Below are 13,391 nucleotides of genomic sequence, written 5' to 3'. Positions count from 1 at the left end.
GCAATGCCTATCAGTATCCTCGACCTGGCCGATGACTCGCCCGAGCAGGCGCCGGACATCAACCAGCAAGTCGCGATCGCGACTCAGCGCAACGAGGGCGGCTCCACCGCCCGAGCGCAGGCGTCACGAGCACGCCAAGCGGAAGCAGAGCGTGTGCGCGAGAACTCGACCGTCGGTGACCTGATCGGCGCTGCGCAGGTACAAGGCGGCATCGGCACCCTGCACCGCATGTGGCAGGAAGGCTCGGTGATGGAGCACGCCAAGGAGGACTATCGTCTCCCGGAGGACTTCGCCGAGCGCATGCAGGAAGCCGGCATCGGGCAGGAGCAATGGCTCCTGTTCGACCGTGCTACCAGCGATGAGCACTTCGAGCTGCTTCAGTCGTTCGCCTTGCAGAACCAGGCGGCCTCGGAGACGCAGGGTCAGTTCGGATTGGCCGCGAACCTCGCGGTCGGCCTCACCGACCCCGTGGCCTTCGCCGCCGACGCCGCCACCGGCGGTCTCGCCCGGGCTGCCCGTGCCGGCCGCCTGGTCAACGGCCTCCGTGCCGGCGTCGCCGCGGGCGCCACCAATGCCGCCCTGACCTACGGCGCCTCCGAGTTCAACCCGGAGGTCGGCAACAAGGACATCGTCCTCGCCGCCGGCGCCGGCTTTGTGCTTGGCGGTGCCCTGAACCTGCGAAACGGCGACGAGTTCGTCAACGCAAAGGCTGTGCAAGACATCGTTCGCCGGGACATCTCCGGCTCCTACGAGAGCATCGGCGCCGCCAAGGTGTACGGCATTCCTGACGAGCCCACTCCCGGCCTGACCCGGAAGCCGCTGAGCGACGCCATGGAAGACATCAAGGACGCAGGCGTCGAGAACATCGAGCTGCGGCCGGCCTTCGCCAACATCCGCCGGTCGCTCGCGGCCCGCATGGGCAACATGAAGTCCCCGACGGTCCGAGAGATCAGCCGCAAGCTGTTCCGCGACGGCGTGGGCTACAACGACCGCAATCAGGCCGTGGAGCAGTCCGCGGGCGAGTTCGCAGGGATGCACCGGGCGCGCTTCGAGACGGCCCTCCAGCGCGGCTACAACGCCGCCTGGCGCGACGAACGAGCTGCCCGCGGCCTTAGCATGTGGGACCGAGCGGCCGAGCTGGAGTGGAGCGGTCAGGTCGCCCAGGCGCTCCGCGGCGTAGAGGTCGATTCCCCGGCCGCCAAGGCTGCTGCAGCCCGTGTACGCAAGGTGCTGGACGAGGCGTTCGACACGGGCGTCCGTAACGGCGTCCTCGACCCGGGCTCGAAGAACGAGAGCTACTTCCCGCAGATTCAGTCGAAGGCCGCATATCAGCGCATCTTCGGCGAGATGGGTCTGTCCGAGGACCAGGGCATCGACATCTACAAGCAGGCGATTCTGTCCGATATGCGCAAGCGCGCCTCGGCCAACCCCGAGGCCTCGGCTAACGTCGCCAAGATCAACGAGCTGGAGGACGCCTACAAAGGCACTTCCGATGCCGCTAAACGCGCGCGCGCGCGCGCGGACGAGATCAACGCCGACTTCGCGCTGCGCCAGCAGGCAGTGCGCGACGCCGAGGCTGCACTCTCCGAAGACCTCGGCACCGGCAAACGGGCGGACATCTCCCGGCGCGCAAGACAGCGCAAGCTCGACGAGAGCCGGCGTCGCCTGATGCGCCAGGAAGAGCGCCTCAAGGGAGCCAAGGAAAAGCTCGCGGTAGCCCTCAAGCGCGAGGCAGACGTTGATTACGCCCGCAAGCAGGCCAAGCAAATCGCGGACGATGGTGGGGTTGACGAAGACCTGGCTGAGGTTTATGCCAGAGCGATCATCAACCGCGGCAAGAACCAGGTGCACGGCGAGACCGAGAACATGGTCCGCTCGCTGGACCTGGACGACCTCGAGCAGCTCAAGCAGGCCTTGGATGACGCTGGCGTCTCCGTGGAAAAGGCGACCTCGATCCTCCACAAGTACACCCGCAAGGCAACCGAGGACGCAAAGATCAGTAGCGCCAAGCGCCGCATCTCCCTCGACCCGTCGTTCAGGACGGTCGTCAAGAACCGCCACGGGGCCGACGTGGAGATCGGCGTTACCGACTTCATGGACAGCGACGTTTCCCGCGTGGTCACGGCGTACACCCGCGACATCGCAGGCTGGTCCGCCCTGTCGCAGAAGCTCGGCGTCAAGAACCAAAGGGAACTCGAAGCGCTCCGGCAGCTGACCAAACGGGAAGCGGACATCGCCGGCGACGACACCGACACGGCGCTGCGCATGTTCGACATCGGCGTGCGCAGCATCATGGGTCGCTCTACCGAGGTCAACCCGAACTCGGGCGGCGCCCGCATCGCTCGCGCTCTCAGGGACACCCAGTTCCTCCGGGTGATGAACCAGGTCGGCTTCACGCTGTTCACCGAGCTAGGCCCCGTGGTCGCTCATGCGGGCCTCCGCAACACGCTGTCGTCTATTAGCTTCATCGGCGACTTCATGCGCACTGCGGCCGACGGCACGCTCAAGAGCGGCACCGCTCGCTACCTCGACGAGCTGATCGCGACCGGCACGGAACACCTGCGAAACCCCGTGTACCTTCGCCTGGAGGACGATGCATTCGCCTCCCCGACCTACGGCAACAGCAAGATCGGCCGCGCCTACGAGAACCTGCAAGGCCAAGCGCAGCGCGTCACGAGCGTGATGTCCGGCATGGCGCCCATGAACACGATGCTCCAGCGGATCGCAGGACGCGCCACGCTCATGAAGCTCCTACAGCTCGCGAACGACAAGCGCCCGCTGGCGGCGCCGATGATCCAGCGCCTCCGTTCCTACGGTCTCGACCAGGAAGCGCAGGAGGCGCTATTCGCCTCGCTTCGCGGGATCAAGAAGGTGGACGACATCACCGAAGCCGGCCTTTCGCTGGCCGACAGGGAGCGCGTCGCGGCCTTCATGTTCCGCGTGACGCGGCAGCAGGTACTCGAAGGTGACGCATCGGATTCGATCATGCTGATGCACAGCTCAGGCGGAAAGCTCGTGACCCAGTTCCGCAGCTTCATGGCGTACAGCTACGAACGCCACCTGCTCAACTCGGCGTACCACTGGAAGGACTGGCACACGTGGCAGATGGTCACGCTGTCGTCGAGCCTGGCCGGACTGCAATGGGCCGCCCGCAGCTACATCAACACGGCCGGGAACGAAGAGAAGCGCAAGGAAACGCTCACCCGCGCCAACTTCCTCAAAGCGGCGGTGGCGCAGTCGTCGTGGGGATCGGTCATCCCGGCCCTCACGGACACCCTGCTCGGCGTTGCCGGCGAAGAGGCAGTGTTCGCTAACACCCGCTCGACGGGCCTGTCCAACAACATGCTGGGCGGCATCCCTTCGGTCGACTTCGTGACCCGCGCCGCGGAAGCCGCAAAGCTCCCGGTGCAGATGATCCGGGACGACCAGGAGATCACCCGAAAGGAACTGGAGAACTTCGCGAAACTGTTTTGGTTCCAGAACATGACCGGCTGGCAGAACATCCAGCGTGAAGGGTTCGATTGGCTGGAGCAGGAAGGGATCGTCGAAAAGAAGAGTGAAGTCGAATCCGAAGCTCGCAAGGAGCGCAACGCGGAGAAGAAGCAGAAGACCTGGCTGGACAATCCCATCTTCAACTAACGAGACCCAATGATTGAATTGGCCCGCGGCCTGTCCTTCGTGCGATACAAGTACGAAGGCGGGCCGCTGCGTTTTACCGTCACATTTCCGTATCTCAAGCAAGAACACGTCCGCGTGCTGGTAGGCGACCCCGCCTCGCCGCGCTTCGTCCTCGGTAAGTGGATCAACGCCACCACCGTAGAAATTCCGGATCAGACGCCACACCTCACCGCGCCTTACGCCGTGACGCTCCGTCGGGTCACGCCCATCGCAGACCTTGCGATCGAATACCAGGGCGGCGCGATGCTGCCCGAGAGCCACCTCAATACCTCGCTCAAGCAGTTGCTCTACGCCCACCAGGAGAACCGCGAGTTCCCCGGCGGGGTCTCCGGCAGTCCCGGCGGCGGCGACAACTCGCTGATCGACATCCAGACCCTCATCGACCTGGTCACGCAGTCGCCGGCCTTCCTGATCCTCCAGGAAAAGATTCCGGACGTTGATGCCAACGCCGAACTCATCATCGAAGAGCTGCTGCGGTCGAACAAGTTCTTCGACTTGCACCGCGACCATGGCGACAAGATCAACACCGCGTACACGCGCATCTCGCTCACCGAGGACGCCACGCAGGCGCTCGCCGAGCAGTACACCGAGCTGTTCACCCGGATCGTCACTAGCGAGACCACCGTCGCCGCTCAGTTCCTCCAGGTGAACCAAGCGGTCGTCACCGAGCGCAACGCCCGCGTGTCGTCCATGACGGACCTGCACGCGCAGATCACGACCGAGCGCGACACCTACGTCGCACAGGCAGTGTCCAACGTGACCGCCCTCGTGGACGCCGTGGAATCCCGCGTGGAGTCCGTCGAGGGCACTGTGGCAACGCACGGCGAATCGATCGCCGCAACGAACGAAGCGCTGACCACCGTCGCCAACGCCGGCGGTGCTAACACGACCTGGCGCCAGCTGTTCTCGGCCCAGTTCGGCGGCGACGGCGCAAGCGGCACATCCGTCGCGGCTGCGGTCAAACAGCAGATCGACACGAAGGTCACGCCGACCGAAGCTCAGTCGATAGCCAACACCAGCGTGACGGCGTTCGCCAACGGCACCTTCGCGGCGCTCCAGCAGTCCTACAACGCCTACGTCAGCTCCAACGACGCCAAGTGGTCCGGCACATGGTCCCTCCGCATCAACGGCGGCGACCCGGCCAACCCGATCATCGCCGGCATCGCACTCAGCGCCAACCCGAACGGCTCCGACTTTGTCGTGCAGGCCGACCGCTTCGCCATCGTGTCGCCCACCAACTACGGTGTTCGGCGCGTCCCCTTCGTCGTCGGCAATGTCGGCGGCGTCAGTACCGTGGGCATCACCGGTGCACTGCTAGTGGACGGCTCCGTCACCGCCGGGAAGATCACGGCGAACTCGCTGTCGGCCATCACGGCCAACGCCGGCACGATCAACGGCGGCACATTCAAAACGCACTCGCTGGACGCCAACGGCAACGTGCTCGACCCCGGCGAGTTCCGCGTGGAGGTCTCCAACGTCGGCAACTGGCCCCTGTGGGTCGGCTCCGGCGTCAAGAACGAGAACAACGCCGTCTTCTGGCTCGACCGGTGGGGCAACGCCGCGTTCCGCGGCAAGGTCTCGGCTCCGAACATCGTAGGCCAGTTCCAATCCGCGACCGCAATCAACTGGACGGGGGCCACGACCATCGGCCAGGACTACACCGAAGTGCTCCAGTTCACCCTGGGAGCGCCCGTGCTCGTCGGCGAGGCGCATACCCCCGTGCTCAGCCTGACCGTCGGCTGCACCCCGGGAATGCCCGGCCCCGACGTAATCGTCCAGGAAGCCCGCGGGTCGGTATGGGTCGAGATCGGGAGGACCGACGTTGCCTACTACGAGTCGTACTACATGGTCTCTGGCGGCGAAGGCAACGCGTTCTACCGCATCCGCTCACCGCTACGGAACACGAACGTCACCGTCAACGCAGTCGGGCAGCCCACCTCGTCGCCCCGGGCGTTTCGCGTGATCGCGAGGTGGCGCCAGGTCGTCTACCTGTCCGCAGGTGGCCCGGACACGAGCGCTCTCTACACCGGCGGGACGAACATCACCAGCATCTCCGGCTCCGTCTACGGCATCCGGTAAACCAAGGAATCAATGGCAATCACGAACTCCGACCTGGCTCTGCGCATTGCGGAGCTGGTCGATCGTTGGAACACCCGAGAGAACCAGCTGCGCCTGATGCTGACCCAGCCGACCGGCATGGTGACGGTGACGGACGGCCTGGAACAGAACCATCTGCTGCCCTCGTTCCCGCAGTTGCAACTCGACGTAACCCGGCTAGTGTCCGAGGCCTCCGGCGGCGTCGCCGAGGCGTATGCTCACGCGAACACCGCCCTCCAGCACCGCAACGCTGCGGGTGAAGCCGCGGACGCCGCCAGTGCTTCCGCTGCGGAGGCCCGAGCGACCGCCGATCAGGCGGCCGATGACGCCGCTGCTGTGCTCGCCGCTGCAACCGCGGCAAAGGACGCAGCGGCGGCAAGCTCGACCGCAGCCGCCACCAGCTCCGACGCTGCGGCTGGGAGCGCCAACGCGGCAGCCAACAGCGCGAGCACGGCGAACACCCACCGGCTCGCAGCGGCCGATAGCGCCGACGCCGCGGCGGACAGCCAAGCAACCGCCGGTGCCCATGCGGACACCGCGGGCACCGAGGCAGGGATCGCCAGTGCGGCAAAGGCCGCCGCCGAGGCCGCACGGGACAAGGCCCGCCAGTGGTCGTCCGCCCCTACCGGCACCCCGGTTGAGCCAGGCGAGTACAGCGCGAAGCACTGGGCGTCCCAGGCCGCAGCCGCGGTCACCGGCACGCTGGTCTACATGGGCGGCTGGGATGCATCCTCGGGCGCCTATCCGACACCCGCGCAGAAGGGCTACTTCTACAAGGTCACGACCGGTGGCACTCACGGCGGATACGAGTTCAATGTCGGCGATCAGATCGTCCACAACGGTTCGAGCTGGGATGTCATCGACAACACCGAAAGGGTAGCGTCGGTGAACGGGAAGTCCGGCTCGGTAGTTCTCGTGGCTGCGGACATCGGCGACCTCGGCGCGCTGGCAACTCGCAACACCGTTAGCTGGCAAACGGACGTGACCAATCGTCCTGCCACGATGCCGCCGGATGCGCATAACCACCCTATCACTCAGGTGACCGGCCTGGCCGCCGCACTGGACGCCAAGGCGCCGATTGCGAGTCCGGTGTTCAACGGCTACATGACCATCACCGGGGGCCGTGCGGTGCTTAATGCGCCCGTTGGTCAGAACTCCCTGGTGCAGCTCGCGGATGAAACCGGCGCAAACAAGGCCGGCGTCGTTTGGAATCGCGGTGACAACTCGGTGCGCCTCCGGCGCTATAACGCCGCCGGCGATGACGCCGCGGAAGAGCTGTCGGTTCTCCCGGGCGGCATTCGTGTCAACACCAACCTGACGAACCAGCAGTCGAACACCAGCTACACCGCGGTGGCATGTCAGAACATCGGTGGCGTCGAGATACAGATCGCAGCCAACGCGAACAACGAGGGGCGTGTGGCCGTCGCCACGGACCACGACATGGTGCTCTACACCAACAATCAAGAGCGCCTCCGGGTCGGCCGGGACGGTCACGTCCGCATCTCGAAGAGCAACGGGCCGATCGATTCCAACTCCTACGGCACGGGTCACCTCGAACTCCGGACCAACGACGCGTCCTTCCCGATGCTTAGCTTCCATCGGTCCGGCATTGATGCGACCACGATTTACTGGAACGGTGGCCGGCTGCGCACGAGGGACTCTGGGAACGTTGACCGAGTGATTGCTGAGGAAGGGCGCGACGTGGCCTTCCGCGACGTGTACGCCAATCGCGACGGCACCACCGGCGTCATCTTCTTTGGCTCCGGCTCGAACAACCGATACCTGTACTACAACGGCACGCACTATGAGCTGGCGTTCGCCGGCCTGAAAATTGCCGGTGGCCCGGTGCTCACCGCGGAAAGCGGCGTGTTCCGCATCGAAGGCCAGGCCCGGGCGTACAACCGCTGGCAGACTCTCGCAGCCAACGGCGCCGCCTGGGTAGACCAACCCCGCACCTTCGTGTCCTCGGGTGACCCCGGCGGGCAGGCGCAGGACGGCGACATCTGGATTCAGTTCTGAGTGGCCGTTCTCCGCATCAAATCCGGGGGTGCAATGCGCACCCCCGCAGCCGTGTGGGTTCGCTCCGGCGGCGCCTGGCACAAGCGAGCCATGTACGTCCGCATCGGCGGCACTTGGCAGCTCGCCTGGACGCCTACTGTCCCCATCACCGTGTCCGGCTCGGGGAACAGCAACGGCAACCTCTTCCGCACCGAACCGGCTCCCGGTTCCGCAACCGTGACCGCCGGCAACTACACCGTCACCGGCAGCGGCGGCAACAGCGCGTTGAGCTATTCCTGGGTTCGCATTAGCGGCGACGCCATCAACATCTCCAGCACTACCGCGCAGACCGTCTCTTGGTCCGCTTCAGTCTCCAAGGGCAGCACGCTGTCCGCAACCTTCCGCTGCACCGTCTCAGACACCTCGGGACAAAGCGCCTTCATCGACGTGGGCGTATCCCTCGACTACTACACGGACCTCTGAATGAACGAAGACCTCAAGCTCCTGACGGCGCTTGGCTGCGCCGGTGCTGTCATCGGCATCGCCAAGATGCTGTCGTCCACCGAAAAGCTCAAGCCGCGCCAGATCGTCGGCCGAGCCATCCTCAGCGGCGCTCTCGGCGTCGCCGCGGGTGCGATCGTACTCCTGTTTCCGGGCATCGGCTTCGTGCCGCAGATTGCCGTCGCTTGCATCCTCGCGAGCCTTGGCGTGTCGGCACTGGAGGTGCTCTTCAACCGGTTCCTCAATAAGTGAATAAGGCTGCGTCGAAGGGCGCACTCGAAGACCTCCACAACAAGCTCGCAACCACCCTCGCCTCCGCACTGGAAGACCTCGATCCGACCGAAAAGGGAACCGCGGCAATCCTCAACGTAGCCCGCCAGTTCCTCAAGGACAACAACGTCGAGGCCGCGCCACGCGAAGGACAGCCGCTCGGCGCTCTCGCCGAGAAGGTCGCCCAGTTCCCCTTCGATCCCGCTGAGGACACTCGCGCGCACTGATGTCCGCCGAACTCGAAGGCGCGATCGCGTTCGCATTGGATGCGGACGAGTCGCTCCAGGGCGTTCCAGTCGGGCCGATGACGAGCATCCACGCTCGTCACCCCTTCGACGTATTCAAGAACTTTGCGTGGCACATCTGGAAAGAGCTGGGTCTGCCTACGCCGACCCCGCTCCAGTACGACATCTGCGACTACCTACAGCACGGCCCGCGGCGCCGCATCATCATGGCGTACCGCGGCATCGGCAAGAGCTGGCTTACCGCCGCATTCGTCTGCTGGCGACTGTGGAAAGACCCGCAGCGCAAGATCATGGTGGTCTCTGCGAGCAAGGAGCGCGCCGACGCGTTCTCCGTGTTCGTCAAGCGCCTGATTGAGACCATCCCCGAACTGGCCCACCTCAAGCCGAAGCCCGGGCAGCGCGATTCAAACCTCGCGTTCGACGTTGGCCCCGCAACGCCCGATCAGTCCCCGTCGGTGAAGTCCGTCGGTATCACCGGCCAGCTCACCGGCTCCCGCGCCGACGACATCATCGCGGACGACATCGAAGTCCCTAAGAACTCCATGACGGTCGTGCAGCGCGAGAAGCTGTCTGCACTCGTCACGGAATTCGACGCCGTGCTCAAGCCGAACGGCGTGGTGACCTACCTGGGCACCCCGCAGACGGAAGAATCGCTCTACTACAAGCTCCCGGAGCGCGGCTACGCGATCCGCGTGTGGCCTGCGCGTTACCCCCGGGACGCCAAGCAAAGACAGGCGTATGGCGAGAACCTGGCGCCAATCGTCGCCAAGGTCTTCGACGCTGATCCGAGCGTGGCCTGGGCCAACATCGAGAACATTCGGTTCACCGACGAAGATCTTCTGGAACGCGAGGCGTCCTACGGGCGCTCCGGCTTCATGCTCCAGTTCATGCTCGACGCGTCGATGGCCGATAGTGAGCGTTATCCGCTCAAGCTTTCCGACCTCATCATCATGGACGTGGACCGCGAGGTCGCCCCGGTGCGCACCGTATGGGCTCGCGTGCTCGGAAACGTCATCAACGAGCTGCAATCCGTGGGGTTCACCGGCGACCGCTGGTATTCCCCGATGTACGTCTCGCCCGAGTTGGAGCCCTACACCGGCTCGTTGATGACTATCGACCCCTCGGGCCGCGGCGACGACGAAACCGGCTACTCGGTGACCAAGATGTTGCGCGGCATGATCTACCTGCGGCGCAACGGCGGCCTCAAAGGCGGCTATGACGACGCCGTCCTGGAATCGATCGCCCACATCGCGCGGGCCGAGAAGGTACAGCTGATCCTCATCGAGTCGAACTTCGGCGACGGCATGTTCGCCAAGCTGCTCGCACCGGTTCTCCAGCGCATCTACCCCTGCACCATCGAAGAGGTCCGCCACAACACGCAGAAGGAACGGCGGATCGTGGACACGCTGGAGCCGGTGATGAACCAGCACCGCCTGGTCGTGGACCGCTCGGTGGTCGAGAACGACGCCAAGACCGAGAAGCTGTACCACCAGCTGTTCTATCAGCTGACCCGCATGACGCGGGAGCGCGGCGCCGTCAAGCACGACGACCGCATCGAGACCCTCGCCATGGCCGTGACCTATTGGTCCGACCAGCTGTCACGCGACGTGACCCAGGAAGAGCAGCGCCGAGAGGAAGAGCTGCAAGAGAAGGACTACCTGGAGTTCATCCAGTCCTTCACGCAGGGCGTCGCGAACGACCCCAACTACTACGACAACTTCTGAGGCCCGCATGGACAACACCACCGCGGCGGTGATCTTCGTGATCGCCGCCATCGTCATCGTCTTCATCGGTAGCAAGCTGCGCCGCCGCAAGCCATTCGACGGCCCCGCCTCCAGCCCGGAGCCCGAATGATGGGCGTCATCAAGCGCTCCAAGGCGCCGATCAAGTTCCTGACGATCCACTGCGCGGCCACGCCGGAGGGTCGCGCTAACACGGCCGCCGATGTCACCAGATGGGACATCGACACCTACGGCCAGCCGTCCTATCACTGGGTCATCGAACTGGCGGGCCGCACGGTCCGCACGCTCGACGATGACCAGGTCGGCGCCCACGTCGGGCGGAACAACACCGGCAATATCGGCGTCTGCTACGTCGGTGGCCTGACGAAGGACTTAAAGGCACCGAAGGACACCCGCACGCCGGCCCAAAAGGTCGCCCTGCGCGACCTGGTGAGCGCCTACAAGCGCAAGTACCCCGGCCTAGTCGTCCGCGGTCACCGCGATTGGCCTGGCGTCCGCAAGGATTGCCCGTCTTTTGACGTGTCCGCGTGGCTCAAGGCGGAAGGCCTGTGACGCGCAAGCAGGCGGCCTACAACGGCCTGCTGTTCGCGGTGGAGGTCGCCGCAGCGCTGCTGGCTGTGCTCGCCCTGTGGCGCGTCCTGTGAGCGCTGGCGGCCTCTAATGACCACCATCGCGTTCGACGGCCGCTACATGGCCGTGGACTCGCAGCTGACCCAAGGCGACACCAAGTTCACGGCCCGAAAAGCCTTCGAGTTCGAGACGCCTGAGGGCATCCGGACCGTGGTGATGGGCTGTGGCACTTGGGCCGACGTGCAGGACGCGGTGAAGGCCCTCGAAGGGGGCCTTCTGCTCCCCAAGGGCGACTATTCGCTGCTCTTGTGGGCCGACGGAGACGGCGTCAGCGAGTTCTGTGGGCCTTCCAAGGCGTCCCGGGTGGACCTGGAGCACTACGCCAACGGAAGCGGCGCTCAGGCGGCCCTGGGAGCACTCAAGATGGGCGCTTCCGCGGCCCGTGCGGTCGAAGTTGCGTCGGAAATCGACGTTTCGACCGGCGGCCCCGTGGTCGTGTTCGACACGAAGACCAGGCGCTTCACGCGACCTCGTACCCGGAGACGCTCAGGGCATTCCTGAGCGTCTTTTTCGGTGCCGCTATCGAGTGGTGACCACCCGAGAGGGTGTTGACAGGGCTGGTATCATAGATAGAAACCTAAGGTGTACCTTAGGGTCTATCTTAGGTTTCCTCCTTAGGTCTTATATTTAGGTTCTAACCGTAGGTGGATCACTTAGCTAACACCTGAGGTACTCCACCGGTTCCCCTGAGGTTCTCCTGTGCTGACTCGCGTCGTCATCCTCGCCACTGCCGTGCTGATCCTGACCGCCTGCACGCAAGAGGCGCCCACGACCGCTGCGATCCCGAGCAAGACCTCGGTCCTCGATCTTCCTGAGGACACCCGGTCGGCGCCGTCGATCACTGAGCAGGTCGCCGAGGCCGAGAAGCGCAACGAGGGCGGCTCTGCCGCGCGCTATAAAGCCGAGCGCGAGAAGCGAGAGAAGGCTAAAGCCGAGGCGCACTGAGCAGCGCTACACGGGGCGCTCATCGCCCCCGCTACCCTCGGTCACCTGGCAGGCTAGACGATCGCTGTGCGCGCACCTGCTGCGCTCCTGGTGCGCCTTCGAGTGGTCCAAGGTGGTCCGAATATTCCACCGCAAATTTCCGTGAGGGGATATGACCATCAAAGGTCAGCGCGTTGCCCCCCTCCACCCCCTCGCGCTCACACACAGCCGGCCTAAATGCCCCACGCGCGCGCCTGCGGTTCCTTGTGCGCGTCACCTGCCGCGTCACCTGATCGCCTAAGTTGTTGACGCAGCACGCTGCATCGCTGGATTGCTTATCCAATCCTGCCCTGCACGCCCACACCATGCGCACCGCAAGCGCACCGATGCGGCCCTGCATGCGAACGCATGCATGCGCTTGTGTCTGTCCCTATCTGTAGTTTTGACCTGGACGCACACACACACCCACGGTCCACCCGCGCACACATGCGGTCCACCTGCCGCGCACACCCTGCACACCTGCCGCCCTGCCCTGCGGCCTACCTAATGCGCACTGCGCGCCCCTGCAACATTTACCAGATTTGGGACTTGACGCGAACTCGGGATCGTGTCAATCTATGTCCACGGTCAGACACCGACCCACCCGAGCCTCCCAGTGAGGCGCTAGGGGAAGCGATACGAACCAATCGACTCCGGCCCGTGCATAGCGCTACCGGAGCGGCACCTGAAGGGCCAGCGACTACGCCATAAGGCAATCGCTGGGGAACCGAAGGGAGCCTAGCGGGATGAACTCCCGGCGATACGTGGGCGCTCCCGGGTTGCTGTAGCTAATACGTCCCAAATATGCAACACGTCGCAACACAACACGATTGACCGCCTGCTAACGAGACGGCGGAACCTGCGTAACAGGGTGGACGGTCCCATGACCGCCACAAGGCACTGTGAAGGTGCCAAGCGCGTCGGAAAGGACCGTGACGAACGGCCCGACCGATGAAACAACCGGCATGGCTAGACGCCCCGCGCCAGTCTCGAACACCGTAGCGAGATAACTGGCGATCACACGGGGAGAGTCTAGCCAGTGAAGCGGCTCTGAGGGTTGCCCGACCTCCCCCAACCCTTGGGGCCGCTTCACTGGCTTGATTCCTTTCACGCTGTAACAACCACGACAAGCGAGGCCCTCATGGAAGCTCGACCTCTCATCCAGTCCAACGCCGCGAGAAGAAGAAGATCACCCAAGCTTTGCCTATTGCATCCCACATTCGGGATCAATGCAGCATTGGGACAAATCCTTGACGTGGTCGGCTGG

At 64.7% G+C, this 13,391-nt stretch carries 11 protein-coding genes; all 11 read left to right on the top strand.

Features of this window, described 5'->3' with window-relative positions; translation table 11 throughout:
- The first annotated feature begins 3 nt into the window (after positions 1 to 3).
- The 11 genes from ACKN61_RS08870 (at position 4) to ACKN61_RS08820 (ending at position 12,106) form a co-directional block, all read left to right on the top strand.
- A complete protein-coding gene (locus ACKN61_RS08870) occupies positions 4 to 3,639 on the top strand; it encodes a hypothetical protein (RefSeq protein WP_408953173.1) in 3,636 nt (1,211 codons plus the stop codon).
- A 9-nt stretch (positions 3,640 to 3,648) separates the two neighbouring features.
- Positions 3,649 to 5,757: a phage tail fiber protein gene (locus ACKN61_RS08865; RefSeq protein ID WP_408953172.1), complete on the top strand. Its 2,109-nt coding sequence runs from the start codon at positions 3,649 to 3,651 to the stop codon at positions 5,755 to 5,757.
- Positions 5,758 to 5,769: 12 nt separating this feature from the next.
- Entirely contained in the window at positions 5,770 to 7,794 is a 2,025-nt protein-coding gene (locus ACKN61_RS08860) for a hypothetical protein (protein ID WP_408953171.1), read from the top strand.
- 33 nt (positions 7,795 to 7,827) lie between these two features.
- Positions 7,828 to 8,256, top strand: coding sequence for a hypothetical protein (locus ACKN61_RS08855; protein ID WP_408953170.1), 429 nt, complete (start codon positions 7,828 to 7,830; stop codon positions 8,254 to 8,256).
- A complete protein-coding gene (locus tag ACKN61_RS08850) occupies positions 8,257 to 8,526 on the top strand; it encodes a hypothetical protein (RefSeq protein ID WP_408953169.1) in 270 nt (89 codons plus the stop codon).
- The gene (locus ACKN61_RS08845) at positions 8,523 to 8,771 is read left to right on the top strand and encodes a hypothetical protein (protein ID WP_408953168.1); all 249 of its coding nucleotides are present in this window, start codon (positions 8,523 to 8,525) and stop codon (positions 8,769 to 8,771) included. Before ACKN61_RS08850 ends, ACKN61_RS08845 begins: the two co-directional genes overlap by 4 nt.
- Positions 8,771 to 10,513, top strand: coding sequence for a phage terminase large subunit (gene terL / locus ACKN61_RS08840; protein WP_408953167.1), 1,743 nt, complete (start codon positions 8,771 to 8,773; stop codon positions 10,511 to 10,513). Before ACKN61_RS08845 ends, terL begins: the two co-directional genes overlap by 1 nt.
- 7 nt (positions 10,514 to 10,520) lie before the next feature.
- The gene (locus ACKN61_RS08835) at positions 10,521 to 10,643 is read left to right on the top strand and encodes a hypothetical protein (RefSeq protein WP_408953166.1); all 123 of its coding nucleotides are present in this window, start codon (positions 10,521 to 10,523) and stop codon (positions 10,641 to 10,643) included.
- Positions 10,643 to 11,083 (top strand): N-acetylmuramoyl-L-alanine amidase, encoded by a 441-nt coding sequence (locus ACKN61_RS08830; protein ID WP_408953165.1) that lies wholly within the window; start codon positions 10,643 to 10,645, stop codon positions 11,081 to 11,083. The genes ACKN61_RS08835 and ACKN61_RS08830 overlap by 1 nt, the downstream gene beginning before the upstream one ends.
- A gap of 108 nt (positions 11,084 to 11,191) precedes the next feature.
- Positions 11,192 to 11,662, top strand: a complete 471-nt coding sequence (locus tag ACKN61_RS08825) for a hypothetical protein (protein WP_408953164.1) — start codon at positions 11,192 to 11,194, stop codon at positions 11,660 to 11,662.
- 198 nt (positions 11,663 to 11,860) lie between these two features.
- Positions 11,861 to 12,106, top strand: coding sequence for a hypothetical protein (locus ACKN61_RS08820; RefSeq protein WP_408953163.1), 246 nt, complete (start codon positions 11,861 to 11,863; stop codon positions 12,104 to 12,106).
- Positions 12,107 to 13,391: the final 1,285 nt, after the last annotated feature.

Origin of the sequence: Lysobacter sp. Hz25 (genome assembly GCF_046097045.1) — a bacterium.
GTDB classification, from domain to species: Bacteria; Pseudomonadota; Gammaproteobacteria; order Xanthomonadales; family Xanthomonadaceae; genus Lysobacter; species Lysobacter antibioticus_B.
Note: the sequence above shows the minus strand (reverse complement) of the source record. Positions and strands in the feature narration are given on the sequence as shown.

Excerpts from the sequence above, each read along its gene's own strand:
- ACKN61_RS08870 (WP_408953173.1), top strand. The coding sequence starts at position 4 with ATGCCTATCAGTATCCTCGACCTGGCCGATGACTCGCCCGAGCAGGCG.
- ACKN61_RS08865 (WP_408953172.1), top strand. The coding sequence starts at position 3,649 with ATGATTGAATTGGCCCGCGGCCTGTCCTTCGTGCGATACAAGTACGAA.
- ACKN61_RS08860 (WP_408953171.1), top strand. The coding sequence starts at position 5,770 with ATGGCAATCACGAACTCCGACCTGGCTCTGCGCATTGCGGAGCTGGTC.
- ACKN61_RS08855 (WP_408953170.1), top strand. The coding sequence starts at position 7,828 with ATGCGCACCCCCGCAGCCGTGTGGGTTCGCTCCGGCGGCGCCTGGCAC.
- ACKN61_RS08850 (WP_408953169.1), top strand. The coding sequence starts at position 8,257 with ATGAACGAAGACCTCAAGCTCCTGACGGCGCTTGGCTGCGCCGGTGCT.
- terL (WP_408953167.1), top strand. The coding sequence starts at position 8,771 with ATGTCCGCCGAACTCGAAGGCGCGATCGCGTTCGCATTGGATGCGGAC.
- ACKN61_RS08835 (WP_408953166.1), top strand. The coding sequence starts at position 10,521 with ATGGACAACACCACCGCGGCGGTGATCTTCGTGATCGCCGCCATCGTC.
- ACKN61_RS08830 (WP_408953165.1), top strand. The coding sequence starts at position 10,643 with ATGGGCGTCATCAAGCGCTCCAAGGCGCCGATCAAGTTCCTGACGATC.
- ACKN61_RS08825 (WP_408953164.1), top strand. The coding sequence starts at position 11,192 with ATGACCACCATCGCGTTCGACGGCCGCTACATGGCCGTGGACTCGCAG.